This window comes from Xanthomonas melonis (genome assembly GCF_020783655.1).
Lineage (GTDB): Bacteria > Pseudomonadota > Gammaproteobacteria > Xanthomonadales > Xanthomonadaceae > Xanthomonas > Xanthomonas melonis.
Window position 1 is genome coordinate 97,523 of record NZ_JAJGQH010000017.1, and the last position, 25,633, is coordinate 123,155.

Annotated in this window: 22 protein-coding genes and 1 riboswitch; of the genes, 10 read left to right on the top strand and 12 right to left on the bottom strand. The window is 66.7% G+C overall.

The genetic code is table 11. The features are described 5' to 3' along the window. Positions 1-233 precede the first annotated feature (233 nt). Positions 234-560, bottom strand: a complete 327-nt coding sequence (locus LL964_RS16965; RefSeq protein WP_146092414.1) for a hypothetical protein — start codon at positions 558-560, stop codon at positions 234-236. Positions 561-883: 323 nt separating this feature from the next. Here LL964_RS16965 and LL964_RS16970 point away from each other — a divergent pair, with 323 nt between their 5' ends. Genes LL964_RS16970 through LL964_RS16980 form a run of 3 tightly spaced genes read left to right on the top strand, consistent with a single transcriptional unit; the run spans position 884 to position 1,974 of the window. Beyond that, the gene (locus LL964_RS16970; protein WP_104588390.1) at positions 884-1,309 is read left to right on the top strand and encodes a hypothetical protein; all 426 of its coding nucleotides are present in this window, start codon (positions 884-886) and stop codon (positions 1,307-1,309) included. Between the two features lie 10 nt (positions 1,310-1,319). Then, complete coding sequence (locus LL964_RS16975) at positions 1,320-1,769, top strand: 3-dehydroquinate dehydratase (RefSeq protein ID WP_167395407.1); 450 nt, start codon at positions 1,320-1,322, stop codon at positions 1,767-1,769. After that, complete coding sequence (locus LL964_RS16980; RefSeq protein WP_167395406.1) at positions 1,750-1,974, top strand: hypothetical protein; 225 nt, start codon at positions 1,750-1,752, stop codon at positions 1,972-1,974. Before LL964_RS16975 ends, LL964_RS16980 begins: the two co-directional genes overlap by 20 nt. A gap of 190 nt (positions 1,975-2,164) precedes the next feature. Here the strand turns inward: LL964_RS16980 and LL964_RS16985 are convergent, their stop codons facing one another. Further along, the gene (locus tag LL964_RS16985) at positions 2,165-3,904 is read right to left on the bottom strand and encodes an outer membrane protein assembly factor BamB family protein (protein ID WP_146092413.1); all 1,740 of its coding nucleotides are present in this window, start codon (positions 3,902-3,904) and stop codon (positions 2,165-2,167) included. Positions 3,905-3,976: 72 nt separating this feature from the next. Between LL964_RS16985 and LL964_RS16990 the strand changes: the two genes are divergently transcribed. After that, positions 3,977-4,180, top strand: coding sequence for a hypothetical protein (locus tag LL964_RS16990; RefSeq protein WP_208621476.1), 204 nt, complete (start codon positions 3,977-3,979; stop codon positions 4,178-4,180). A 283-nt stretch (positions 4,181-4,463) separates the two neighbouring features. On the opposite strand, the gene LL964_RS16995 is transcribed toward LL964_RS16990, so the two are convergent. Beyond that, positions 4,464-5,048: a gluconokinase gene (locus LL964_RS16995; RefSeq protein WP_104588388.1), complete on the bottom strand. Its 585-nt coding sequence runs from the start codon at positions 5,046-5,048 to the stop codon at positions 4,464-4,466. Positions 5,049-5,205: 157 nt separating this feature from the next. Here LL964_RS16995 and LL964_RS17000 point away from each other — a divergent pair, with 157 nt between their 5' ends. The 3 genes from LL964_RS17000 (at position 5,206) to LL964_RS17010 (ending at position 12,700) form a co-directional block, all read left to right on the top strand. After that, positions 5,206-6,588, top strand: a complete 1,383-nt coding sequence (locus LL964_RS17000) for an MFS transporter (RefSeq protein WP_104588387.1) — start codon at positions 5,206-5,208, stop codon at positions 6,586-6,588. A 2-nt stretch (positions 6,589-6,590) separates the two neighbouring features. Next, a complete protein-coding gene (locus tag LL964_RS17005; RefSeq protein WP_104588386.1) occupies positions 6,591-8,990 on the top strand; it encodes a GH36-type glycosyl hydrolase domain-containing protein in 2,400 nt (799 codons plus the stop codon). A gap of 260 nt (positions 8,991-9,250) precedes the next feature. Beyond that, the gene (locus tag LL964_RS17010) at positions 9,251-12,700 is read left to right on the top strand and encodes a hybrid sensor histidine kinase/response regulator (protein ID WP_104588385.1); all 3,450 of its coding nucleotides are present in this window, start codon (positions 9,251-9,253) and stop codon (positions 12,698-12,700) included. Positions 12,701-12,797: 97 nt separating this feature from the next. Here LL964_RS17010 and LL964_RS17015 read toward each other — a convergent pair whose 3' ends face one another. Next, positions 12,798-13,379 (bottom strand): manganese efflux pump MntP, encoded by a 582-nt coding sequence (locus LL964_RS17015; RefSeq protein WP_104588384.1) that lies wholly within the window; start codon positions 13,377-13,379, stop codon positions 12,798-12,800. A 6-nt stretch (positions 13,380-13,385) separates the two neighbouring features. Next, positions 13,386-13,554: riboswitch (yybP-ykoY riboswitch) on the bottom strand. 297 nt (positions 13,555-13,851) lie between these two features. Then, positions 13,852-14,628 (bottom strand): IclR family transcriptional regulator, encoded by a 777-nt coding sequence (locus tag LL964_RS17020; RefSeq protein ID WP_104588383.1) that lies wholly within the window; start codon positions 14,626-14,628, stop codon positions 13,852-13,854. A gap of 178 nt (positions 14,629-14,806) precedes the next feature. On the opposite strand from LL964_RS17020, the gene fucP reads away from it, so the two are divergent. Together fucP and LL964_RS17030 are read left to right on the top strand one after the other, a co-directional pair. After that, positions 14,807-16,108 carry an L-fucose:H+ symporter permease gene (gene fucP, locus LL964_RS17025; RefSeq protein WP_104588382.1) on the top strand — a complete coding sequence of 434 codons (1,302 nt, stop codon included), beginning with the start codon at positions 14,807-14,809 and terminating at the stop codon, positions 16,106-16,108. A 2-nt stretch (positions 16,109-16,110) separates the two neighbouring features. Beyond that, positions 16,111-16,470, top strand: a complete 360-nt coding sequence (locus tag LL964_RS17030) for an L-fucose mutarotase (RefSeq protein ID WP_167395405.1) — start codon at positions 16,111-16,113, stop codon at positions 16,468-16,470. 228 nt (positions 16,471-16,698) lie between these two features. Here the strand turns inward: LL964_RS17030 and LL964_RS17035 are convergent, their stop codons facing one another. The 5 genes from LL964_RS17035 to LL964_RS17055 form a co-directional block, all read right to left on the bottom strand. After that, positions 16,699-18,021: an L-fuconate dehydratase gene (locus LL964_RS17035; RefSeq protein WP_104588381.1), complete on the bottom strand. Its 1,323-nt coding sequence runs from the start codon at positions 18,019-18,021 to the stop codon at positions 16,699-16,701. Positions 18,022-18,484: 463 nt separating this feature from the next. Further along, on the bottom strand, positions 18,485-19,342 hold the full coding sequence (locus tag LL964_RS17040; protein WP_104588380.1) for a fumarylacetoacetate hydrolase family protein: 858 nt from the start codon (positions 19,340-19,342) through the stop codon (positions 18,485-18,487). Positions 19,343-19,499: 157 nt separating this feature from the next. Then, the gene (locus LL964_RS17045) at positions 19,500-20,270 is read right to left on the bottom strand and encodes an SDR family oxidoreductase (RefSeq protein ID WP_104588379.1); all 771 of its coding nucleotides are present in this window, start codon (positions 20,268-20,270) and stop codon (positions 19,500-19,502) included. After that, the gene (locus tag LL964_RS17050) at positions 20,267-21,139 is read right to left on the bottom strand and encodes an amidohydrolase family protein (RefSeq protein ID WP_104588378.1); all 873 of its coding nucleotides are present in this window, start codon (positions 21,137-21,139) and stop codon (positions 20,267-20,269) included. The genes LL964_RS17045 and LL964_RS17050 overlap by 4 nt, the downstream gene beginning before the upstream one ends. Then, positions 21,136-22,143 (bottom strand): aldo/keto reductase, encoded by a 1,008-nt coding sequence (locus LL964_RS17055; RefSeq protein ID WP_104588377.1) that lies wholly within the window; start codon positions 22,141-22,143, stop codon positions 21,136-21,138. Before LL964_RS17055 ends, LL964_RS17050 begins: the two co-directional genes overlap by 4 nt. A gap of 556 nt (positions 22,144-22,699) precedes the next feature. Here LL964_RS17055 and LL964_RS17060 point away from each other — a divergent pair. Further along, positions 22,700-24,328, top strand: coding sequence for a family 43 glycosylhydrolase (locus LL964_RS17060; protein WP_104588376.1), 1,629 nt, complete (start codon positions 22,700-22,702; stop codon positions 24,326-24,328). Between the two features lie 354 nt (positions 24,329-24,682). Here LL964_RS17060 and LL964_RS17065 read toward each other — a convergent pair whose 3' ends face one another. Together LL964_RS17065 and LL964_RS17070 are read right to left on the bottom strand one after the other, a co-directional pair. After that, positions 24,683-24,886, bottom strand: coding sequence for a hypothetical protein (locus LL964_RS17065; protein ID WP_005922076.1), 204 nt, complete (start codon positions 24,884-24,886; stop codon positions 24,683-24,685). A 3-nt stretch (positions 24,887-24,889) separates the two neighbouring features. Beyond that, complete coding sequence (locus LL964_RS17070; RefSeq protein WP_208621478.1) at positions 24,890-25,453, bottom strand: peroxiredoxin family protein; 564 nt, start codon at positions 25,451-25,453, stop codon at positions 24,890-24,892. Positions 25,454-25,633 lie beyond the last annotated feature (180 nt).

Here is a 25,633-nt window from a genome sequence, read left to right on the forward strand (position 1 = left end):
GCTTATTCGCGTTAGATTTACCTGAAATAGAATTTAGTAATAATCGAGCCGGTTTCATATTCAAGCTTGAAGCGTCGAGCGGTCGCATCAAATCGAGTAACACTGCAGCGAGAATGAATTAACGCTCGCTGCGTTATGCGATTTCCATCAACCGCTACCCGCCAGTTCTTTGCGGCACCGAACTTTATAGGTCGAGCACGTTGGGTCGGCCTGACGGAGACGAGCGCCGTCCGTCACCCAGATATAGTGATGGACTTGATTTGCATTGATGTGCTGTTACATCCGTCAACGTATAAATCCACCGTATTTTTGTTCTGTACAGAGGTCAACAGCATAGACAGTATTTCTTTATACATCGGCGTGTTAGGCGTAATGAGAAAGCGATTGCCTCCGCCGCAATCGGCTCCGGCGGGGAGCGCGCCTTCAGTGATCACATAAACAGCTTCGCCTCCCCATCCAGTGGAGACACTTTTTATTTTCTGTCCGTTAACCGAAAAAGGTGAGGCAAGACCATAATTTGTTGCCAGGATCAAGGCGAGGAAGGTAAATTTTCGAACCATTGGAGTCTCAAGGTTAATTGGGTTGTACTAAGCGTTTTCTTATCTTGTGAATTTACTGAAGAGCTGAGTGGCGCACTTCTCGCCCCACTCTTCAACCTAGACGGTTGAATTCGGCACCACGGTTGCCGCGTAGTACCGATGGGCCGCTCAACGTTACCGCTTCAGGTTGCCACAAGACCAAGGCGACTTCCAGGCGTATCTGTTAGTAAACTTCAAGGCACTTATGCAAGTTTTACAGCAGGGCCTTGGTGCGTGCATAGCCTCTTTATGCCCACCAGCCCTATCTTGGCATTCCCGCATCTCAGTGCGTCGAGCCAATCACGATGTGTATCTTGATTTTGCAGGGCCCCCAGGCAGAAGCTGCACCGCAGCAGGCCGTTACGGCAGAATGCGCCGGTCGTAAACTGCGAACCGTTGCCTGCGACGATATCGCAACCCTCATTGCCGGGCTGCACGCAGCCGGCCGCGATACCGAGGTGGAGCTGGTGCTGCTGGACTCTGGCGATCTGCCGTTGTCCGAGCGCAGCTGTGCCAGCGCCTTGCGCGCGGCGGTGGATGCGTTGCCCACGCCTTACATCGAACTGCATGCCGATGCAGGGCAGGAGCTGGAGCCGTGGCTGCATCCGCAGCACGCGCCGTTGGCGGTGGTGATCGCGCCGCACGATGCGCCGCGCGCGTATGCGATGTCGCTGGGAATCGCGGCGCGTTGCCTGCCGTCGTTGCACGCGCCGCTGCGCGTGGCGGCTTGAGGGCGCCGCCATGTCGATCATGATCATACGTGGGCCGGAGGCATCGTCGCCGCTGGTGCGTGGGCCGCAGCCGTTGCCGCGGGCAGTGATCCGCCAGCTGGTGCAATGCGCCGGCGATGCGGGCAAGACCGTGGCCCTGCGTGCCTGCGGGTCGGAGCAGGAACTGCTGGATGCCCTGCGCGTGGCCGGGCAGGCGCGGATGGAGATCGCATTGATCGATCCGGGCAGTTGCGTGGAGAGTCCGCGCCTGCACCGTCTTCTCGGCGCACTGCCGTACCCCTTCGTGGAGGCCCACGACGACAGTGTGGACCGGCCCGAACGTTGCCTGCCGGACGGTTTTACCCAGCGGGTGGCCACGGTGCGCGGTTATTGCGCGCAGAGCTATCTGCTCGGGCTGGAGATCGCGCTGGAACATCTGGGCTGCACGGAGATCCAGGGCGATGTCCACGTCGGAACCTGAGTCGCGCCAGCTGCATTACTTCGTCGACTACGAAGGCTATTGCGACGGTCGGCCGGTGCTGTGGGGGCAGCTGGCCCACAGTGTGGACGTGCGCGGCGGCGAGCTGGACGCGGCAGGGCTGGTGTACGCCTTGCGCCGTCGTGCCGCGGAGGTGCACGGACTGGAAGCCGGGCAGATCCGGCTGTGCCAGGTGACGCGCTTGTAGGGGCATGCCGCTACCGCTGCGTGGCCGGTACGTGCCACTGTCGCCGTTGCCGATCAGCACGCAGCTACCCGTCATCCACCGCATCGTGCACGGCCGCCCCGACGACCGCGGACACGACGACGCCACCCGAAGGTGGCGTCGTCGTGCTGGGCGAACTGCGCATCGTTGCGCAGATCAGCGGTGTTGAGGCTTACCTGCCCGCACTGCCGTTCGGCACGAACTTGATCAGCTGGTTGCTGGTGGCCGGAGTGCCGAAGTTGAAGCGGCCGTAGCCGGCGCCCCAGTACAGCGCACCGTCGACGGCGGCCGGGGAGCTGATCACCGAGCCCGCGGCGTCGTAGTTCCACAGCGTCGCGCCGGTGTCGGTGTCCAGGGCGACCATGTTGCCCGCCATCGAGCCGGCATAGAGCAGGTTCGGCGACACCGTCAGCGAGCCCTGGCCACCGGCCGGTACGTTGGGGTTGACGCGGTTGATGCCGGGCACCTTGACCTGCCACTTGATCTTGCCGGTGGCCGCGTCCAGCGCCGCCCACGAACCGCCATTGTGGCTCTGGACATTGGCAGGCCCCAACGTATAGGTGGCGTTGGAGCTGTTGTTGATGGCCACATACACCTGCGACTTGTACGGGTCCACCGCGGTGCCCCATTCGACGCCGCCGGTGGTGCCGCCCGGGCCCACCTGGGTGGACCACACGGTGGCGCCGGTCTTGGCATCCAGTGCGAAGTAGATGCCGCTCTTCTGCCCGGCGCCGACCAGCTGCTGCAATTTGCCGTTGCGGCGGGCGGAGAACAGATTGACGCCGGCGCCGCCGAAGTCGTAATCCGGGCCGGTGAGGTTGCTGGCCTGGGTGTTCGGGCACAGGCCGTTGGTGGGAGCGACGATGCACGACAGGTTCCAGGCATCATAGCCCTGCAGGCGGTGCGCCCAGGCCAGCTTGCCGCTGTCCAGGTTCAGGGCGATCACCGAATCGACGTAGTTGTCTGGCGCCATGCAATCCAGTTCGTCCTGCACGGTGAGCTGGCCGCCGCGATAGGAGCGCGCATTGGAGACGCAGTTACCCACCCCTTGCGGGATGTTGTAGTTGTTGCCGGTGCCGAAGTACAGGCGGCGGCTGATCGGGTCGATGGCGACCTGCCCCCAGACCGCAGCGCCGGTATAGCCTTCCGGCACGGTGTAGAACTGCCACAGCTTCTTGCCGGTGTTCAGATCCACCGCCACCACGCTGCCGCGGAAGCTGAAGGTGTGGTTCGGCTGCAGATTGCCCCAGTCGCCGGACGAGACGCCGACGTAGATGCGGTTGCCGTAGATGACCGGCGAGGAGGTGATGCGTGCCTGCGGGTTGGCCTCCACCGTGGTCTTCCACAGCAGCTTGCCGGTCTTCTTGTCGATCGCCAGCAGGGTGCCGGCAGCCTGGTCGCCGACGATGATGCTCCTGGCACTGATGGCCGGGGTATTGCGCGTGACCGAATTGGTATTGCCGGTGTAGTCGGACAGCTTGGCCTGCCAGTTCGGCTTGCCGGTCTGCGTATCCACGCTGTAGAGGCTGCCGCCCCAGTCGGGAACGTACAGGGTGCCGCCCTCGACGCTGGGCGTGGCCGAGATGTCGCCGGTGGTGGTCAGGGTCCATGCCGGCTTGAGCGAGCCGACAGTGCTGCGGTTGATCTTCCATTCGCCGGGCGCGAAACGCGTGTTGAAGTAGCCGCCACCGGCAGTGGTCCAGTTGGTGGGGCTTGCGAACGGAAGGTCCTTGCCGAAACTGCGCCAGACCTGGCCGGAGCGTGCGAACGCCTCGGTGTCCAGTGACGACACCGGCGGCTGGGCGGCAGTGGCGGTCGTGGCGGCGGACTGGGCAAAGGCCATTGCGCTGGCGAGCAGGCAGGGAGCGAGCGTCAAACTGCAAAACCACATGCGGCGATTGGAGTTGGTCATCACGGCGTGTCCATTGATGGAAGGAAGCGCTGGATCCCCCCGGATCTGCGCCCATGAAGATCGCCGATTGCGGTGACCGAGCAAGCGATGCGCGATGCGCGCGTTCACGAAACGGTCGGGTCTGCCTGCATCTGGTTGAACCAGCTCGGAAAATTTTTGTTCAGCTCGTTCGTTAATCGCACAAATGGTGATGATTCATCACTATCTGCAGCCATTGCGATAGGAAAAATGATTGGCCGCGATGCACGCGTATCTGCCCGCAAATCAATGGTATGAAAAAAGTAACCAGGAAATTTTGCGCCACCTTGTGGGGTTGGCCACTGTGTCGGACAACCCCTCTCCAGCGGGGCGAGAAGGCACGGTTTGCGCGCCACCGGCGCGCATGCCTTGGAGCGCCCGCGTCGCAAACGCGGGCCGGGGGGTGGGGTGAGGGTAGGGGGCGAAGCTTCTGTGTCGTCAAAATGCACGAGGCTTCGTACGTACCCTCATCCGCCCCTTTGGGGCACCTTCTCCCGGAGGGAGAAGGAAACAGCCGCATAGGGCTGCGTTATCTGGCGCGTTATGCGCGTTGAGGCGAAGGCACGGCGGTGCGCACTGCAGCGGGAGCGATCAGCGCCAACTGCGCGATCGCATCCTGCACCACCTCCGCCACCGTGGCATCCACATCCACCGAGACCACATCGGCTTCGTCCAGCGGCAATTCCAGCGTCTGCAGCTGACTGTCGAGCAAGGTCGCGGGCATGAAGTGGCCGGCGCGCGCGCTCAGTCGCGCGGCGATCACCTGCGGGGCGGCATGCAGGAACACGAAGCGCATCTGCACACCGCTGCCGCGCAGCAATTGCCGGTGCGAGCTGCGCAGGCCGGAAAACGCCAGCACCACCGATTCGCCGGCCTGCACGCAATCGCGCAAGGTGGCCGACAGCAGTTCCACCCATGGCACGCGCATGGCGTCGGTAAGCGGCTGGCCGGCAGCCATCTGCGCGCGTGCGGCCACGCTGTGATAGTCGTCGGCATCCAGGAAGCGGAAGCGGTAATGCGCCGCCAGGGCCTGCGCGATGGTGGTCTTGCCGCTGCCCGACACGCCCATCACCACGATGGCCAGGGGCGAAGCGGACGCGGGTGTGGCGAGTGCGGCGGTGTCCATCACGTCAGGTTATATCTCCGGATCGATTCGGCATTTGAGCGGATTTCACGTTGGCGGCAGCGGATGCGTGGTGTAGCGTCGGCGCTCCTTGCCAGGTGAGCGGGCACCCAGCGTAACGGCGTGCCCGGCCGGGTACAACGCATCCGAAGGTCTGTCGATGACGTCATCACCCGCACCGTCTCCCGCATCCGCACGCCTGCGCTGGCGCGAAAAACTGGGCTACGGCGCCGGCGACCTGGGCCTGAACCTGTACTGGGCCAACATCGGCTCGTTCCTGCTGATCTTCTATACCGACACCATGCATCTGCCGGCCGCGGCCGTGGGCACGATGATCCTGCTGACCAAGATCGCCGATGCGATCGCCGATCCGGCCATGGGCGCGCTGGCCGATCGCACGCGCAGCCGTTGGGGTAAGTTCCGTCCGTATCTGCTGTGGGGCGCAGTGCCGATGGCGCTGACCGGCGTACTGGCCTACACCACGCCCGACCTGGACCAGCATGGGCGCATGTGGTGGGCGACGCTCAGCTTCCTGGTGATGATGCTGGCCTATACGGTGGTGAGCATTCCGTACTCGGCGTTGTCGGGCGTGATCACCGCCGACAGTGGCCAGCGGACGAGCCTGATCAGCCTGCGTTTCATCGGGGCCTTCGCCGGCACCACGCTGGTCAACTACTGCACGCTGGACCTGGTGGCCTGGTTCGGCGGTGGCAACGATGCGCTGGGCTGGCAGCGCACGATGATGCTGTACGGCGCGGTGGCGGTGGCCTTGTTCGTCACCGTGGCGCTGACCACGCGCGAACGCGTGCAGCCGCCGCCGCAACAGCGCACGCCGATCGGCCGCGACATCGCCGACCTGGTGCAGAACAAGCCATGGTGCGTGCTGTTCGTGCTGTCGCTGATCATCATGATCACCATCGTCATGCGCGGCGGCGCCGGCGTGTACTACCTCAAGTACTACGTGCAGCGGCCCGATCTCACCGGCCTGTTCCTGGGCAGCTATTCGGTGTCGCTGGCGGTGGGTGCGGCGATCACCCCGCTGCTGACCCGGCATTGGGACAAACGCCGCCTGATGGCCGTGCTGATGGCCGTGGTCGGCGTGTTGAGCTGCCTGATGTTCTTCGTGCCCGCCGATGCGGTGTGGGCGATCTTCGTGCTCAACGCGCTGATCGGCGTGGCACTGGGGCCGAAATCACCGCTGGCATTCTCGATGTACGCCGACAGCGCCGACTACACCGAATGGCGCACCGGGCGGCGCGCGACCGCCATGACCTTCGCAGCGGCGACGTTTTCGCAGAAGCTCGGCGGCGCGCTGGCATCGGCCGGCATCGCCTGGGTGCTGGCCGGCATGGGCTATGTCGCCAACAGCGCGCAGTCGAACGTCTCGCTGACCGGCATCGTGCTGTTGCTGACCGTGATTCCCGGGGCGGTCGCGCTGCTGGCCGCATGGACCATGCGTTTCTATCCGCTGGACGACGGCCTCCTGTACCGCATCCAGCAAGAACTTGCCGCGCGCAAGCGCGATGAACCGGAGCATTCCTGATCGTGTCCGCAACGCCTTCCGCCGAGTCCGACGACCTGTCCACCCTGCTGGCGCCCAGCGCCGATGGCGCGCGCTACGCGCTGTACAGCCCCACCGCCATGCCCAATGCCGGCGGCTTTCTGTGGAACCGGCGCATGATGCTGCAGCTGACCTGCCGCGGGTATGCCACCGGGCAGTTCATGCAGCCGGAACCGGCCAAATACGCGCATGCGCCGATCCTGGAAGCGCGCAATTTCATGATGCCGGAGCAGCCGTACTATGCGCATCATCCCGGCCGCTTCTTCTATCTCAAGGACGAAGACAGCGGTGCGCTGTATTCGGTGCCGCACGAACCGGTGCGCGCGCCGCCGCAGGCGTTCGAGTTCTCTGCCGGCAAGCACGATGTGCGCTGGACGGTGCGCCATGACGACATCGTGGTGGAGCTGTGCGTGGCCCTGCCCACCGACGATGCGGTGGAGCTGTGGGAATGCCGCGTGCACAACCGCTCCGGACGCGCGCGCCGGCTCAGCCTGTATGTGTATTTTCCGGTCGGCTACATGTCGTGGATGCATCAGGCCGGCGGTTACGAGCCGGCACTGGGCGGCATCGTGTGCCGCAGCGTGGCGCCTTACCAGAAGATCGAAGACTACTTCCGCCAACGCGATTTCAAGGACTGCACCTTCCTGTTGCACGAGCAGCCGCCGGTGGCCTGGGAGGCGCAGCAACTGGCCTTCGAAGGCGAGGGTGGGTTGCATGCGCCGTCGGCGATCCAGGCCGAGCAGCTTGGCAATCACGAGGCGCACTACGAAACCCCGGCCGCCGCGTTGCAGTATCGCCTGAGCCTGCAGGCCGACGACGCCAGCGTGTACCGCTTCGCGTTCGGGCCGGCCAAGGACGATGCCGAGATCGCTGCGCTGCGTGCGCGCTATCTGTCGCAGGAGGGCTTCGCCGTGGCCGCACGCGATTACGCGCTGTATCTGCAGGGTGGACGTGGTTGCGTGCAGATCGCCACTCCGGACCCGGCGCTGGACAACCTGGTCAACCACTGGTTGCCGCGGCAGGTGTTCTACCACGGCGACGTCAACCGCCTGACCACCGACCCGCAGACCCGCAACTACCTGCAGGATCACATGGGCATGGCCTACCTGCAGCCGGCCACCGCGCGCGCGGCGCTGCTGCACGCGCTGTCGCAGCAGGAGCCCAGTGGCGCGATGCCGGACGGTATCCTGCTGGTGGAAGGCGCCGAGCTGAAGTACATCAATCAGGTGCCGCACACCGATCACTGCGTGTGGTTGCCGATGTTCCTGAGTGCTTACCTCGCCGAAACCGGCGATGCCGGCATCCTGGATGCGATCGTGCAGACCCACGACGGGCAGCGCCTGCGTGTGGCCGAACGCCTGGATGCGGCCATGCAGTGGTTGCTGGACGCACGCGATGCGCGTGGCTTGAGTTTCATCGCCCAGGGCGACTGGAACGATCCGATGAACATGGTCGGCTGGCGCGGCAAGGGCGTGTCCGGCTGGCTCACCGTGGCCACCGCGTATGCGCTGCGGCTGTGGTCGGACATCTGTGCTGCGCAGGGACGCAGCACCCAGGCGCAGCGCTTCGGCGAGGCGGTCGGGACCATCAATGCCGATGCCAATCGCGAGTTGTGGGACGGCAACTGGTATGCGCGCGGCATCACCGACGACGGCGTGCGCTTCGGCATCGCCGACGATGTGGAGGGTCGCATCTATCTCAATCCGCAGAGTTTCGCGTTGCTGGCCGGCACTGCCGATACGCAGCAGCGTGCGGCGCTGCTGGAGGCGGTGCGCGAGCAGCTGCATACGCCGTACGGCCCGGTGATGCTGGCGCCGGCGTATACGCACATGCGCGACGACGTGGGTCGGTTGACCCAGAAATGGCCTGGCGCGGCGGAGAACGGCGCGGTGTACAACCACGCGGCCGCGTTCTATCTGTACAGCCTCTACCAGATCGGCGAGGCCGACCGTGCCTGGGAGGTCCTGCGTTCGCTGCTGCCTGGCCCGAGCCGCGAAGACGTGCTGCAGCGCGGCCATCTGCCGGTGTCGCTGCCCAACTATTACCGCGGTGCCTGGCATCAGTATCCGCGCACGGCCGGGCGTTCGAGCCAGTTGTTCAATACCGGCACGGTGGCCTGGGTGTATCGCTGCGTGCTGGAAGGTCTGTTCGGCCTGGTCGGTGAAGGCGATGCCCTGGCGATCCGTCCGCAGCTGCCCTCGCACTGGCCTCGGGCCCAGGCGACGCGGCAGTTCCGCGGTGCGCAGTTCGAGGTACAGCTGCAGCGCGAGGCCGGACGCGTGGCGACCGAGGTATTGGTGGACGGCGTGGTCAGCGCGGATCAACGCGTGCACGCGGTGACTGCCGGGCGGGTGTACCGGGTGCAGGTGCGGCTGCCGGGCTGAGCGGCCCTCACCCGCCCTGCGAGCACCCTCTCCCGCGGGCGGGAGAGGGGAGCTTGCTGACATCGGGTTGGCTGTCGCCTTCCAGCGCTGCGCCAGCTGTGGTGCCGCTTCCCGGCGATCCATTCTGTCCGGCGTCACGCCCTTCCCCCGCCTGCGGGGGAAGGTGCCCGCAGGGCGGATGGGGGGCAGCCTGCTGCATGCTCCATTCCCCTGCCGCCACTGCGTACACTCGCACGCTGGCATTGCCCGAGGGAGCGCCGTTGGTTTCGAGCTGGATCCTGCTGCTGGTGTCCGTGGGCTATGCCGCGCTGCTGTTCGGTGTGGCGTGGTGGGGTGATCGCCGGCCCATGTACACGCAGCGACCGTGGCTGCGGCCTGCGGTCTACAGCCTGGCGCTGGCGGTGTACTGCTCGTCGTGGACCTTCTACGGCGCGGTGGGCTCGGCGGTGCGCAATGGCATCGGCTACCTGCCGATCTACCTCGGCCCGCTGCTGTTGCTGCTGTTCGGCTGGCGCATCATCGAACGCCTGGCGCTGATCGCGCGTGCCGAGAACACGGTGTCGATCGCCGACTTCATTTCCTCGCGCTACGGCCGTTCGCGGCGGCTGGCCGCACTGGTGGCGGTGATCGCGCTGGTCGGCATCGTGCCTTACCTGGCACTGCAGTACAAAGCGGTGGCAATGAGCCTGGAGGTGTTGACCGGGCATAGCAGCGCCGGGCGCGGCATCCTCGCCGATCCGGCGCTGTACGTGGCGCTGTTGATGGCGCTGTTCGCCACCTTGTTCGGCACCCGCCAGGTCGATGCCACCGAACACCATCACGGCATGATGCTGGCGGTCGCGCTGGAGTCGGTGATCAAGCTGGTCGCCATCGTGGCGGTCGGCCTGTTCGCATGGCTGTGGTTGAGCGATCACCAGCTGCACATCGCCGATTCGGCGCGCACCCTGTTCGAACATACGCCGTCGGTGGGCTTCATCTCGCAGACGCTGCTGAGCTTTCTGGCGGTGATCTGTCTGCCGCGCCAGTTCCATGTGGCCGTGGTGGAATGCAGCGATGTGGGCGATATCCGTCGCGCCCGCTGGTTGTTCGGCGCGTACCTGGTGGTCATCTCGGCGATGGTGGTGCCGATCGCCTCGGCCGGTATCGCCCTGTTCGGGCAGGGCAGCACGGTGGTCGACGATGCGGTGGTGCTGGCACTGCCGCTGAGCCAGGGCAATAGCGTCCTTGCGCTGGTGGCCTACGTCGGCGGATTCTCCGCAGCCACCGGCATGGTGATCGTGGCCAGCATCGCCCTGGCCACGATGGTCAGCAACGATCTGGTGGTGCCGGTGCTGCTGCGCCGCCGCGTCAGCGCCGATGCGCGCGCAGCGGTGGCCTCGCGGGTGCTGTGGATCCGGCGCGTGGCGATCCTGCTGCTGGCCCTGATCGCCTATGGCTATCACCGCAGCGTGGCCAACGACACCACCTTGGCGACCTACGGGCTGATGGCGTTCGCGGCGGTGGCGCAATTCGCGCCGGGACTGATCGGCGGGCTGTACTGGCGTGGTGCCAGCCGCAAGGGCGTGGAGACCGGCATGGTGCTCGGCTTCATGACCTGGATCTACACGCTGCTGCTGCCGGCGGCCACGCGCGCCGGCTGGCTGCAGCCGGAGTGGCTGGTGGATGGGCCGTTCGGTATCGCATGGCTGCAGCCGCAGCAGTTGTTCGGCATGCGCGGCTGGGATCCGCTGGCGCATGGCACGTTCTGGTCGCTGCTGATCAATGTCGGGGCGATGATGCTGGTCTCGGCGCGCTGGCGCCCGGGCGTGGACGAACGGCTGCGCGCCGCGCCGTTCCTGGATCCGTATGCGCAGCGCCCGGCAGTGGCCGGCGAATGGCCCGGGCACGTGCGTGTCGGCGATCTGCAGGCGCTGGCCGAGCGCGTGGTGGGCGAGCGGCATGCGCGTCGCGCGTTCGTGGAGCAGGCGCAGTTGCTGGAGCGCGAGCTGCAACCGGCGGCGGTGGCCGACCGTGCCTGGGTGCAGTTCACCGAGCGCCTGCTGGCGGCCTCCATCGGTGCAGCCTCGGCGCGGCTGGTGCTGACCAGCCTGTTGCGCGGCTCGGGCATGGAGCTGGGCGAAGTGGTGGCGGTGCTGGACGAGGCTGGGCAGGAGCTGCGCTTCAATCGCGAAATCCTGTCCACCACGCTGGAAAACATCAGCGCCGCAGTCAGCGTGGTCGATCCGGAGATGCGCCTGACCGCGTGGAACCGGCGCTATCAGCAACTGTTCGGTTACCCGGACGGCATGTTGTACGTCGGCCGCCCGGTGGCCGACCTGATCCGCTACAACGCCGAGCGCGGCGAGCTGGGCGAGGGCGACATCGAGGACCAGATCGACCGCCGGATCCGGCATATGCGCGCCGGCTCGCCGCATGTGTTCGAGCGCACCCGCAGCGATGGCAAGGTGATCGAGATGCGTGGCCAGGCGCTGCCCGGCGGCGGCTATGTCACCAGCTATAACGACATCACCGACTACAAGCGTGCCGAGCGCGCGTTGCTGGACGCCAACGAGAACCTGGAGCAGCGCGTGGCCGATCGCTCGCGCGAAGCCGAGCTGGCGCAGCAGTCCAAGACGCGCTTTCTGGCCGCGATCAGCCACGACGTGCTGCAGCCGCTCAACGCCGCACGCCTGTTCGCCTCGGCACTGCGCGAAAGCCACCGCAACAACGAAGAACAGCGCCATCTCGCCGAGCGTGTGGATGCCTCGCTGCGTGCGGCCGAGGAACTGCTCGATGGCCTGCTCGATGTGTCGCGCCTGGATGCGGGCGGGCTGCGCCCCACGGTCGAGGATTTCGATGCCAGCGCGCTGATGCACGAGCTGGCCGCGCAGTATGCGCCGGTGGCGGCCAGCCGCGGCCTGCGGCTGCAGGTGCACACCCGGCCGATCTGGGTGCGCAGCGACCGCCGTCTGTTGCGCCGGGTGATGCAGAATTTCCTGGCCAATGCGCTGCGCTACACGCGCCAGGGCCGTATCGTGCTTGGGATGCGCGGGCGCGGCACGCAGGTGGAACTGCAGGTCTGGGACACCGGCCCGGGCATTCCCGAACACCACATGCGGCAGATCTTCGAAGAATTCCGTCGTTACCAGCAGCCGTTCGACTGGGGCGAACAGGGGCTGGGGCTGGGGCTGTCGATCTGCCAACGCATCTCGCGCCTGCTCGATCACGATTTGAGCGCGCGCAGCCAGGTTGGCCGCGGCAGCATGTTCTCGATCCTGCTGCCGCGCGTCGCGCCGGTGCCAGTGGCGCCCCTGCTGCCTGCGCCGGCCGCGCGCGCGGTGTCCAGCGGCGAATCGCTGGCCGGCCTGCGTGTGCTGTGCGTGGACAACGACCGCGAGATTCTCGACGGCATGCGCGCGCTGCTGGGCCGTTGGCAGGTGGAGGTGATCACCGCCAGTACCGTGGACCAGGCACTGGACTGCGCGCGCCAGCAACCGGATCTGATGCTGGTGGATTACCACCTGCACGATCGCCTGGATGGCCTGGACACGCTGGACGCGCTGCAGGCCGCCGCGCCGTCGCCGATCGCCGGCGCGCTGCTGACCGCCGACGGCCGCGACGAACTCAAGCAACTCGCGCGTGATCGCGGCTATCGGTTGCTGACCAAGCCGGTCAAGCCGGCCTCGTTGCGCGCATTCCTGAGCGCGTATCACGATGCGAAAACGCGCTGAAGGTGTCACCCGACGACAGCGTCGGACATGCCTGCGCGCGGGGAAGCATTATCTTTAACGCCCGGTCGCGCAGGCACGCTCCTGCCAGGGGAGGCGCTTACGCGACGCCGCTGAGGTGTTCGTAGAGGATCACGCTGCCGACGATCACCAGGATCAAACCACCGAGGATTTCGGCGCGCTTGCCGATCAGCCTGCCGAGCGCGCGGCCCAGCATGATGCCGGCGGTGACCATGCTGAAGGTGCACAGGCCCACCACGATCGCCACCACGCCGATGTGCACGTCCAGGAACGCCAGGCTCACGCCCACCGCCATTGCGTCGATGCTGGTGGCGAACCCGGTGGCGGCCAGCGCGAGCAGGCCAGTCTTGTTCGTGCCGCTGCCCGGTTCGTCGGTCAGATCGGGATCGGCGCGCAGGCCGGCGACGATCATGTGCACGCCCAGCGCGCCCAGCAGGCCGAAGGCGATCCAGTGGTCGAAGGATCGCAGGTGGCTGGAAGCGGCGCGGCCCAGCAACCAGCCGATCACCGGCGTGACCGCTTCGATGCAGCCGAAGATCGCACCCGCGCGCAGCGCATCGCGCCACTGCGGCTTGCGCATGGCTGCACCCTTGCCGATCGCCGCGGCGAACGCATCGGTGGACATGGCAAAACCGATCAACACGATGGAAAGCGGAGACATCGACACGCTCGGGTTGGGCACGGACACAACGGCATGCGCCCGCGCCAACCGTCGTCGTACGCGCATGCCGCTGGTCTCGCCAAACCACGCAAGGTTGCCTGCACCACGGCGCAACGGCCGAGTATGTTGATGCAGGCGCGTCCGACGATGCGGACGCAGGCTACTCCCCAAGGGGCGCGCAGTGTAACAACGCAATACCGGTTTTCGAGCGATCTGCCTGCACGCGAAGGTCGGTCTGATCTTCATAGCCTTGGCTATTGCGGTGCCTTGTCCGCGCCATGCATCGAATGCCGTGGCGATTGCGGTGCAGCGTCACGCCGGGGGTCGGTGCTTGGGCGCGCCTTGCCCCCGTCCGCCCTGCGGGCACCTTCACCCGTGAGCGGGGAAAGGGATGTGCTGACGCGCGATCGCTGCACGCCGTGGCAGTCGACCGCCAGTGCCAGCCAAGGACCACCAACAGGCGATGGCCGGATCAGCTTCCCAGCGCGCGTGGTGGGTGATACATCAAGGCGTCAGAGATCTCGGCGGTGGCGGCGCACAACGCCTGCAAGGCGGCCTGGGGACTCACCAGTTCGGGGCGGCGTTCGATGAAGGGCACCGTGAGCGTATAGGTGGCGCTGCCGTGCTGCAGGATCGGTGCGGTCAGGTCGACCACGCCGACCACCGCCTCGCTGGCGTGCATCGCATACCCATCGCGGCGGGTCTGCTGCGCATCCTTCAGGAACCGGGCACGGTCGTAGGGCACGACGCTGGCATCGAGCGCCTCCAGCCAGCGCGCCTGCACATCCGGTTGCTGGAAGGCGAACAGCACCAGACCGGAAGTGGAGTGGGCCAGCGGGCGGCGGTGGCCGGGGCGCACCACCAGGCCCAGGTCGCTGGGCACGTCCATCTGCGCGATCACCACGATCTGATCGCCCGACGGTGCCACCAGATGGCAGGGCTGGCAGATCGCATCGGCCAGCCGCCGCATCACCGGCAGTGCGGCTTCGGTGACGTTCTGCACCTGCGGCTGCTGCATGCCGAGCATGAACAAGCGATTGGTCAGCACATAGTCGCCATCGGCATCGCGCATCAGGTAACCGCGTTCTTCCAGGACCTGGAGCATGCGGAAGATTTCTCCGCGCGAGCGCCCCACGCCCTGCGAGATCGCACCCATGCTCAGCGCGCGCGCATCGCGTGCCAGCAGCTCCAGGATGTCCAGCCCCTTGTCCAGGGCCGGCGCGCGGTACTTGGCGGGTTCGGTGCTCATCCGTTTGCGGTTCCGGGCAGGGGCGGCGCGCCAGGGTACAGGCAACGCGGGCAGGGGTCAGGCGGGGAGTGTGAGTGCAAATATAAACAAAGATTTTATATTTGCATGGCATGGGCGCGCGCAGTACGCTCGCTCGATTGCAACGCAAGCGCCACAGCCTTGGGAGGGGAACGGTCGCATGCATCACAGTGACATTGCCGCGTCACCGCGTGGCAACCTGGCGCGCACCGCCATGGTCCCCCTGGTGTTGATCGTCAGCCTGTTCTTTTTGTGGGGCATGGCCAACAACCTCAACGATATCCTGATCAAGCAGTTCAAGAAGGCGTTCGAACTGACCGACCTGCAGGCCGGTTTGGTGCAGAGCGCGTTCTACATGGGTTATTTCGTCTTCGCGATGCCGGCAGCGATGTTCATGCGCCGCTACAGCTACAAGGCCGCCGTGGTGCTGGGCCTGCTGCTGTATGCGTGCGGCGCGTTCCTGTTCTACCCGGCCGCGCAGGTACACACCTATTGGCTGTTCCTGCTGGCGCTGTTCGTGATCGCCAGCGGCCTGGCGTTCCTGGAAACCACCGCCAACCCGCTGGTGACCGTGCTCGGACCGGCCGATGGCGCGGCGCGGCGCCTGAACCTGGCGCAGGCGTTCAACCCGCTGGGCTCGATCACCGGCGTGCTGGTGGGCCAGCACTTCATCTTCTCCGGTGTGGAGCACAGCCCGGCGGAGCTGGCGGCGATGACGCCAACCGCGCGCGAGGCGTTCTTCGCTGCCGAATCGGCGGCAGTGCAGACGCCGTACCTGATCATCGGCGCGGTGGTGGTGCTGTGGGCGCTGCTGATCGCGCTGGTGCGCTTTCCCGCCGGTGCGCCGGACGCGGTGGCGGGCGAAGCGCCCAAGCGTGCGCGCTTCGGCGAGCTGCTGCGCAATCGCTCGTTCGTGTTCTCGGTGGTGGCGCAGTTCTTCTACGTGGGCGCGCAGGTCGGGATCTGGAGCTATCTGATCCGTTATCTGCAGGACGCGGTGCCAGGCACGCCGGAAAAGACTGCCGCCACGTACCTGACCATCTCGCTGGTGTTGTTCATGGCCGGGCGCTTCATCGGCACCGCGCTGCTGCGCTATCTGGCGCCGGCCAAGCTGCTGGCGAGTTTCGCCACGATCAATCTGCTGTTGTGCGCTGTCGCGATCGCGTTGCCGGGATGGACGGGGTCGTACGCGCTGGTGGCCGCCAGCGTGTTCATGTCGGTGATGTTCCCGACCATCTTCGCGCTGGGCCTGGACGGCATGCATGACGATGCCCGCAAGCTGGGCTCGTCGCTGCTGGTGATGTCCATCATCGGTGGCGCGTTGCTCACTGCGCTGATGGGCGCGGTCTCGGACATGGCCGGCATCCACTGGGCCATGGCGGTGCCGGGTGCGTGTTTTGCGGTGATCCTGGTATTTGCCTTGCGCGCGCCGCGTGCGGCGCCTGTCGTGACGGGAGCCTGAGCATGCCGCGTCTTTGCTATGTGCTGGACCTGCACGACGATCCCGCGCTGATCGCCGAATACGAGCGTTGGCATCAACCCACCGAGGTGTGGCCGGAAGTGGTGGCCTCGCTGCAGCAGGCCGGCATCCAGGAACTGGAGATCTTTCGCAGCGGCGATCGGTTGGTGATGCTGATGGATGTGAGCGAGGACTACGATCCGGCCGCCAAGGCCGCGCGCGATGCGGCCGATCCGCGCATCCAGGCGTGGGAAGAGTTGATGTGGAGGTTCCAGAAGCCGCTGCCGGGAAGTGCGCCCGGCGAGAAGTGGCGTGCAGCTGGGCAGATCTTCGCGCTGAGCGAGGCGATCCGGGCGCAACGCTAGAGCCCCCTCATCCGCCCTTCGGGCACCTTCTCCCGCAGGCGGGAGAAGGGCGTGTTCGGTGTTGGCGGTGGCCGGGCGGATGCATGCGCTGCGGTGTCCTGCGCGTGCCGCCTGGCTCCTGTGACGTGTGGTCTGACCAGCCGCCTGTCCTTCTTGGAATGCGGCAGGAGACTCCCTTCTCCCGCAAGCGGGAGAAGGTGCCCGCAGGGCGGATGAGGGAACGCGGGCTCAGGTCTTCGCGCTGGCCGCCAGATCCTTGACCCAGAAACGCCCGCCCGGATAGCTGAACTCCGCAATCGAGGCGGCATGCATCTGTGCGGAGAAGCCCGCGGCGTCCGGGGCGAGGTAGCGGCCGTGGCGGATGCGCACCGGATCCAGGAAGTGCTGATGCAGGTGGTCGACGAACTCGATCGCGCGGTCTTCCATCTTGCCGGTGATGGCGACGAAGTCGGCCATGGCCAGATGCTGTACCAGCTCGCACAGGCCCACGCCGCCGGCATGCGGGAACACGCGCACGCCGAATTTGGCGGCCAGCAGCAGGATGGCCAGGTTTTCGTTGACCCCGCCCACGCGCGCGGCATCGATCTGGATCAGATCCACCGCGCCGGCCTGCAACAGCTGCTTGAACACCACGCGGTTCTGGGTGTGTTCGCCGGTAGACACCGGCACCGGGGTAATGCCCTTGCGGATCGCGGCGTGGCCCAGTACATCGTCCGGGCTGGTGGGTTCCTCGATCCAGGCGATGTCGAATTCGGCCAGCTGGCGCATCCAGTCGATCGCCGGGCCCACGTCCCAGCGCTGGTTGGCGTCCACCGCCATCGCGATATCCGGGCCGATGGCTTCGCGCGCCAGGCGGCAGCGGCGGATATCGTCCTGCACGTTGGCGCCCACCTTGAGCTTGATGGTACGGAAGCCGTCGGCCACGGCTTCTTTTGCCAGCCGCACCAGTTTCTCGTCCGAGTAACCGAGCCAGCCGGGCGAGGTGGTGTAGGCGGGGTAGCCCTGCTCGATCAACTGCGCGATACGCTGCGCGCGGTGCGGCTGCGCGTCACGCAACATCGCCAATGCCTCGTCGCGGGTGAGCGCGTCGGTGAGGTAGCGGAAGTCGATGGTGTCGACCAGTTGCTCGGGACTGAGTTCGGCGATGTAGCGCCACAGCGGCTTGTTGGCCGCGCGTGCGGCCAGATCCCAGGCAGCGTTGATCACCGCGCCGATCGCCATGTGCATCACGCCCTTCTCCGGGCCCAGCCAGCGGAGTTGCGAGTCGTTGTTGAGCCGGCGCGCGAAGGCGCCCAGGTCCACGATGATCTCTTCCACCTGCAAGCCGATCACATGCTCGGCCAGCGCGGCCACCGCCGCGGTCTGCACGTCGTTGCCGCGGCCGATGGTGAACACCAGGCCATAGCCGGCCAGGTCATTGGGTGCATCGGTGCGCAGCACCACATAGGCTGCCGAGTAATCGGGATCGGGATTCATCGCGTCCGACCCATCCAGCTCGCGCGAAGTGGGAAAGCGGACGTCGTGGGTTTCGAGGGCGATGATGGTGCTCATGAAAATCCTGGGCGATGAAGGGTGGAATAAGAGCGGAACGACAAGAACGGAAACAGGGAATTGCTTTAGCCCCTCTCCCGCCGGGAGAGGGTTGGGGTGAGGGTATGAACGCGTAGCGCCGGTTGCGTTGACGCATGGCGTCGCCCGTGCGTTTGCAACTCAAATCACTGACTCGATTGCACGACCAACTGCGTATCGCTATCGACGCGCTGCAACGTTTGGACATTCAACGCAGCCGCTCACCCGCTGAAGACATGCTGATGATGCGTTAGCACCAGCACCGAGGTAGCACACCAACCAACAGCGGCATTGCGTCGATTTGCGCGACGACGTGGTGCCGTACCCTCACCCCAACCCCTCTCCCAAGGAAGAGGGGCTTAGGTTGCGTCGAACGAACGACTGCCGCTCGCCTCCGCCGTATCTCGCTCTCGTGGCGAGCCAGGTCCCTGGGGAGATGAGGGCCTCAACCAGCATCGCGCGGATGCGCCACCACCGGCTGGCGCTGGCGACCCAGGCCTTCGATCTCCAGCTCCATCACGTCGCCAGGCTTGAGATACACCGGCGGCTTCTGCCCCAGGCCCACGCCCGGCGGGGTGCCGGTGCTGATCACATCGCCGGGCATCAGCGTCATGTAGCGGCTGATATGGCTGACCAGTTCGGCCACGCCGAACACCATCGTGCGGGTGCTGCCGTTCTGGTAACGGTGGCCGTTGACCTCCAGCCACATCGACAGGTTCTGTGGGTCGGCCACTTCGTCGCGGGTGACTAGCCACGGCCCGATCGGACCGAAGGTGTCGGCGCTCTTGCCCTTGACCCACTGGCCGCCGTGTTCGAGCTGGAACTCGCGCTCGGACAGATCGTTGATCACCGCGTAGCCGGCCACATGGTTCAGCGCTGCGTCCACCGATACATCGCGCGCCACATCGCCGATCACCACGCCCAGCTCCACTTCCCAATCGCTCTTCACCGAGCCGCGCGGAATGATCACGGTGTCGTTGGGGCCGCACACCGCGGTGGTGGCCTTCATGAACAGGATCGGCATCTTGGGGACTTCCATGCCCGATTCGGCGGCATGGTCGGCGTAGTTCAGGCCCACGCAGATGAACTTGCCGATGCGGCCCACTGCGGCACCGTAGCGCACGTCGCCGTCGATCACCGGCAGCGTGGAGACGTCCAGCGCCCGTAGTTTGTCCAGGCCGGCATTGGTGAGGTGCTCGCCGGCCACATCGTCGATCACACCGCTGAGGTCGCGGATGCGGCCGTCGTGATCGATCAGACCGGGACGTTCATGACCTTCGGCGCCAACACGTACGAGTTTCATGCAGTCTTCCTTTGCAGATGAGGAATGGAGTGGCTATCGGGACTGGCGCGCGTGCAGCGGCTCACGCAGATCGCTCCCTCGACAACGCAGCGCAGGAACGCCAGCGCTGCGCCGCATCGCGCGCGGCTTGCAACGCGCAACGCGGCGTGTGGCGCGTTCAGTTGGACCAGCCGCCATCGATGATATGGGTCTGGCCGGTGGTGAACGACGATTCGTCCGACGCCAAATACACCACCAGCTGCGCGATCTCGCGCGGATCGCCCAGGCGGCCCATCGGCTGGCGGTCGGTGAAGCTCTTCCACACCGCCTGTTCGTCGCCGCCCAGGGCTTTCACGCGCTGGCCCAGCGAGGGCGTCTTGATGGTGCCGGGGCAGATCGCGTTGCAGCGCACGCCCTGGGCGACATAGTCGGCGGCGATCGCCTTGCTCAGGCCGATCACCGCGGCCTTGGTCACGCCGTAGACGAAGCGGTTCGGCACGCCCTTGATGCTGGACGCCACCGAGGACATGTTGATGATGCTGCCACGGCCGCGTTCCAGCATGCCCGGCAGCACCGCCTTGCAGGTGTAGTACATCGCATCGACATTGATCGAGAACGAGCGGCGCCAGGCCGGCTCGTCGCACTCGAGAATGCTGCCCTGATGCACGAAGCCGGCGCAGTTGAACAACACATCGAACGGACCGTGTGCATCGATCAACGCGGTGATCGCCGCGGCGTCGGTGACGTCGAGCAGCTGGGTGGTGATCGCCTCCGATTCGGCGGCCAGTGCCTGCAAGGCCGCGGCGTCGATATCGGTGGCAATCACCTGCGCACCGGCGCGTGCGCAGGCCAGCGCGCTTTCGCGGCCGATGCCGGCGCCGGCGGCGGTGATCAGGCAGCGCTTGCCGTGCAGGCGGTCGGTGGGGGTCGAAGCGATCGAGACAGTCATACCGGTGAGGTTCCGTGGGTGGGTGCCGCCGGCCGTGGCAGACGATAGAACGTGCGGGCGTTGTCGGCGAAGACCGCATCGGCATCGCCAGCGGCATGGCGGGCGACCAATCGGTCGGCGATGTCGACCCACTGCGCGTAATCCGCACGCAGCGTCAGTACCGGCCAGTCGCTGCCCCAGAGCAGACGCTGTGCGCCGAAGCGGGCGAACAGATGCGCCACATACGGCTCCAGCGCGTCCACGCCGGCGCCGCGCGCGGCTTCTGTGAGCAGGCCGGAGAGTTTGCAATGCACGTTGGGATGCTGCGCCAGTGCTGCCATGCCGGCCGCCCAGGCAACGAATTCGCCGGCCGCGATCTGCGGCTTGCCGCCGTGATCGACGACCACGCGCAGCGACGGATGGCGTTGCAGCCGCGCCTGCAGCGCCGGCACGTGCACCGCGCGGATCAGGGCATCGAAGGCCAGATCGTGCGCCAGCATGGCGTCGAATGCGGCGTCGAGCGCCGGATCGGCCAGCCACCGGACATCGGCGATGTCCTGCACCATCGGGCGCAGTCCCTTGAGCAGGCCGTCGCCGGCGCGCACCAGCGCACCGATGCGTGCGGCGGCATCGGGTGCGGCGAAATCCACCCAGCCGACCACGCCGGCGATGCGTGGCTCGTCGCGCGCCAGCTCGAACAGGTAGCAGGTTTCCGCTTCCGTCGCGGCCGCCTGCACGACGACCACGCTGGCGACGCCGGCCGCATCCAGCGCCGCGCTCGCATCGTGCGGGGCGAAGTCGCGATACAGCGGCGCGAGCTCAGGCGTCAGCCAGTCGTAGTCGCCGCGGGCCAGGTGCCAGAAATGCAGATGCGCATCGACGCGGTTCATGGCGTGGGCAGGTCCGCATCGAGCAGGCCGCCATCGCGCAGGCGTTGCCACAGCGCGGCCGGGACGGGGGCCTGCAGGCGGGTGGCGGCCGCGTGCACCTCGGCCACGCTGCGCATGCCGGCCACCACCGTGGTCACCGCCGGATGCGCCAGCGGGAACTGCAGGGCTGCCGCGCCGATGTCCACCGCGAACGCCGCGCAGGCCGCATACAGGCGCTGCGCCTGCTGCAGGGTGGCGGTGTCCACCGGCGCGTAGTTGTAGGTGGCGCCCGGCCCACGCGCATCGCTGAGCAGGCCCGAGCTGTACGGACCGGCCGACAGGATGGAGACGCCGCGCTGCTGCGCCTGGTCCAGCAGCGCACGCGCGCCGTGCTGTTCCAGCAGGGTGTAGCGGCCGGCCAGCATCACGCAGTCCAGCGGGAAGCGTGGCAGCACCTCCAGCGCCACCTCCTGTTCGTTGACGCCCAGCCCGATCGCCCCGCATGCACCGGCGGCCTTCAGTTCCGCCATCGCCGGCAAGGCCTCCTCCAAGGCCTGGCGCAGCACATTGGCGTGGTTGTCGCCGTGGGTCAGCGCGCCGATGTCGTGCAGCAGCAGCACATCGATGTAGTCGGTCCCCAGGCGCTCCAGGCTGGAGGCGAAGGCGCGGCGCACGCCGTCGGCGCTGTAGTCGAACTCGGCGCGGCGGCCAGCCACCGCAAAGCCTTCGCGGCCGGCAGGCGCCTGTGCATCGTCGTAGACGCAGCGGCCCACCTTGGTCGAGAGCGTGTAGGCATCGCGCCGCACTCCGGCCAGGCCCCGGCCCAGGCGCGCCTCGCTCAGGCCGTAGCCGTAGTAGGGCGCAGTGTCGAAATGACGAATGCCGGCCTCGAGGGCCGCGGCGATCGCCGCCAGCGCCTGGCCCTCGTCGACCTCGGCGTACAGATTGCCGATGGGCGCGGCGCCAAATCCCAGTGCCGGCAGCTGCACGCTGGTGCTGCCCACCGACTGCGGCAGCCTGCTCATGCGTGCCGCTCCACACGCGCTGGCGATGCGGCGCAGGGTGGAGCGTAGTGGTGAGGGCTATCGCTGGGCATCGCAACGTCCGGCAGCCGGCGGGTGCCGGACTGTTCGCATATGAATATCGCAATCATGAGTGAACAGATCACGCTGCGGTGCAGCATGGCGGGAAGGCAGGGCGAGAGGGCACCCCGCGTGGTGCTGGTGCTGCAAGCGCCGAGGGCGCGCCTTGCGAAACCGGATCGCTGCTCGTCGAGGGGTCACCCGACACCGGCGCCAGTCGGTGTGGCGCCGACATGTCGCGATGAGGCGCGCCGGACCCGGGATGCGCGCAGTCGGCGCGTGCCGTCATCGGCCTGCACCGAGAACGGTCGCACCGCCCGGCGCCGCCATCGTTTGTCCAGTTCGCTTGTTCTCGATCGCCCGGACGCCGCGCTCCGCCGCCCGCTGCTATGTCGAAATCCACCCCCCGCATCACCAGTTCCTATAATGCAGCGCGCGCGGTTGCCTCGTGCCCGCCGCTGGGGCTAGATAGCCAGCCCTTTCCCAGCGAAGCGCTTGCATGCCAGACACGACCCGGCGCGATTTGTTCAAGGTGTTGGCCGCGGGTGCGTTGGTCGCACCGCTCACTGCGGCGGCGCAGGCACCCGCGCCAGCCATGCAATGCACCCGCACCCCGCAGTGGGCACGCGGCACCGAGGGCCAGCGCAAGGCCGATCTGGGCAACGGCACCTATCTGAATCCCATCGTGGCCGGCGATCACCCGGATCCCACCATCCTCAAGGATGGCGACGACTACTACATGACGTTCTCGTCGTTCTTCTCGTATCCGGGCATCGTGCTGTGGCATTCCACCGACCTGGTCAACTGGACGCCGATCGGGCCGGCCCTGCGCAAGGAGCTGGGCACGATCTGGGCGCTGGACCTGTGCAAGCACGACGATCGCTACTACATCTACATCCCCGCCAATCCGGACGACAAGGGCTGGTCGATCTTCGTGATCTGGGCCGACGATATCCGCGGGCCGTGGAGCGACCCGATCGATCTGCAGATCGCCGGCTGCATCGACCCCGGCCACGTGGTGGGCGAGGACGGCAAGCGCTACCTGTTCGTCAACGGCATTCGCAAGATCCGCCTGCGCGACGACGGTCTGGCCACCGACGGACAGCTGGAACCGGCCTACGCGCCGTGGCGCTATCCCGAGGACTGGGTGGTGGAGAACTTCGCCCCCGAAGGCCCCAAGCTGACCTGGCACGAGGGTTGGCTGTATCTGGTCACTGCCGTCGGCGGGACCGCCGGGCCGGTCACCGGGCACATGGTGATCGCCGCGCGTTCGCGCTCGGTGCACGGGCCGTGGGAGCACTGCCCGCGCAATCCGCTGGTGCGCACGCAGTCCGAGCAGGAGCCGTGGTGGTCGCGTGGGCATGCCACGCTGGTGCAGGGCCCGCGCGGCGACTGGTGGCTGGTCTATCACGGCTACGAAAACGGCTTCCGCACGCTGGGGCGCCAGACCCTGCTGGAACCGGTCGAGTGGACCGCCGATGGCTGGTTCCGCGCCACCGGTGGCGACCTGTCCAAGCCGCTGCGCACGCCGGCACGCGCCCCTGCCGGCAAAGCGCCGGCCGCCACCGGCTTCGCCTTGTCGGACGACTTCTCCAGCGATCGCTTCGGGACGCAGTGGAGCCTGCACGCGCCCAAGCCTGGCGAGCAGGCACGCGTGCGACGTGCGAACAAGGCGCTCACGCTCGCCTGCGCCGGCAGCTCGCCGATCGACAGCGCGCCGCTGACCTGCGGCGTGCCCGACCGTGCGTATGTGGCCGAGGTATCGCTGGAGCTGGTCGGCGATGCCGAAGGCGGCATCCTGCTGTTCTACAACCACAAGGCCTTCGTCGGCATCGGCTTTACCGCCGAGGCCATGAAGACCTACGAATACTCCCAGGAACTGGTGTGGGCGCGCGCGCCCAACACGCATCGTCGCGTGCGCGTGCGCTTGACCAACGATCGCCACGTGGTGGGTTTCGAGTATTCGGTCGACGAGGGGCGGCAGTGGACGCGGCATCCCACCCGCATGGAGGTCTCCGGATTCCACCACAACGTGTTCGGCGGCTTCCTGAGCCTGCAGCTGGGCCTGTATGCCGCGCAGCAGGGCGAGGTGGTGCTGCGCGATTTCCGCTATCGCGCGCTGGGCTGAGGGCGGCCTGTCTGCAAGGTCCGAGGATGTGCCGCGCCCGCGCTGTAGCGGGTGCGATGGATGACAAGGCCGCGCATGCATTCGCTGCCGGAGCCCGGCAAGGCGGCCACTGCAGTGGCCGAGACACATTGACCCGAACGACGTGTGCAATCCCACGCGCGCCGGGTCGCCACGGAAGCCGGCGGGGCGCGGATGGCCCCGCCGCTGGACCTGCAGCGGCCCACCGACCCCGGCGAGCCAGGGTCAGCGAGAAATGGACGACGCGCTCGAAACCCGAGCGGCCGTGTGGTGCTGCAGATTCAAAGCACCGGCCGTGCCCGCCCCGGCGGTGAGCGCAGCCGCTGTGCCAGCTGCTCAGCCGCAGCAGTAGCAGACGTTGCCCTGGCCCAGGTCGCCGCCGAATTCCGGACACTCGGCCTTGCATGCCCACGCGCTACACGATTCGACCTTCGGCTGGGCGTTATCGACCGCCATCACCTGGAACGCACCAAAGCCGGTGCTGGCCAGGAACGTCGCTGCCATCAACGCACTGCGCAAGCTTACCCAACGCTTTTTCATGCATTACTCCCTCAAGGTTGCAAAAGCCGCTGGCGCATCCGTGCGGCCCAAGGCGGCGACCAGGTCCTGCACCCGCTCCGTGGTATCGAAGACGCCAAGATGGGAATGGCGCACACGTCCGTCCCCGTCGATGGCCAACAGCAGCGGCACGTTGCGCGCGCGGAACAGCATCAGCGCGCGACGATCGGTCAACGTGACCACCGGAAAGTCGAAACCGTGCTTATGCGCGTAGCGCGCGGCCTGCGCTGGATCGCAATGGCAGACGCCCAGCAACTGCGGTCGCCCCGGTAGGTTGGCCTGCAGTTGCCGCGCCGCGCGCAGCACGGTCGGCGCCGAACGCTGGCAGTACGGGCAGGTGGTGGTGAAGAAGAACAGCACCTGCGCCCGTCCTTGCGGCGCGCCCAGCAGATGCCGCTGGCCCTGGGCATCGGCAACCTCTATTCGCGGTACGTACATGCCCTCGTAGGGTGTGCTGATGCGCGTCTGCAGCCATTGCTGCTGCATGCGCAGTTGCCGGTTCTGCCAAGCCAGCACCGCGATCAATGCGCAGGCCACCAGCAGGCCCATCCAGAGCCAAGGGAAACGTCGCGCCATGCCAGCTCCAAAGCATCGGTGATGGCCGAGCCTTGCCCAGCCATCAGTAAATGGTCAATGGTGATATCGACAACTGCGATACCGCACGATGCGCGGCTGTGGATGCGATCACGCCTGCGCGCTTGGGCCTGCCAGCGAATCGTTGCAGGCTCC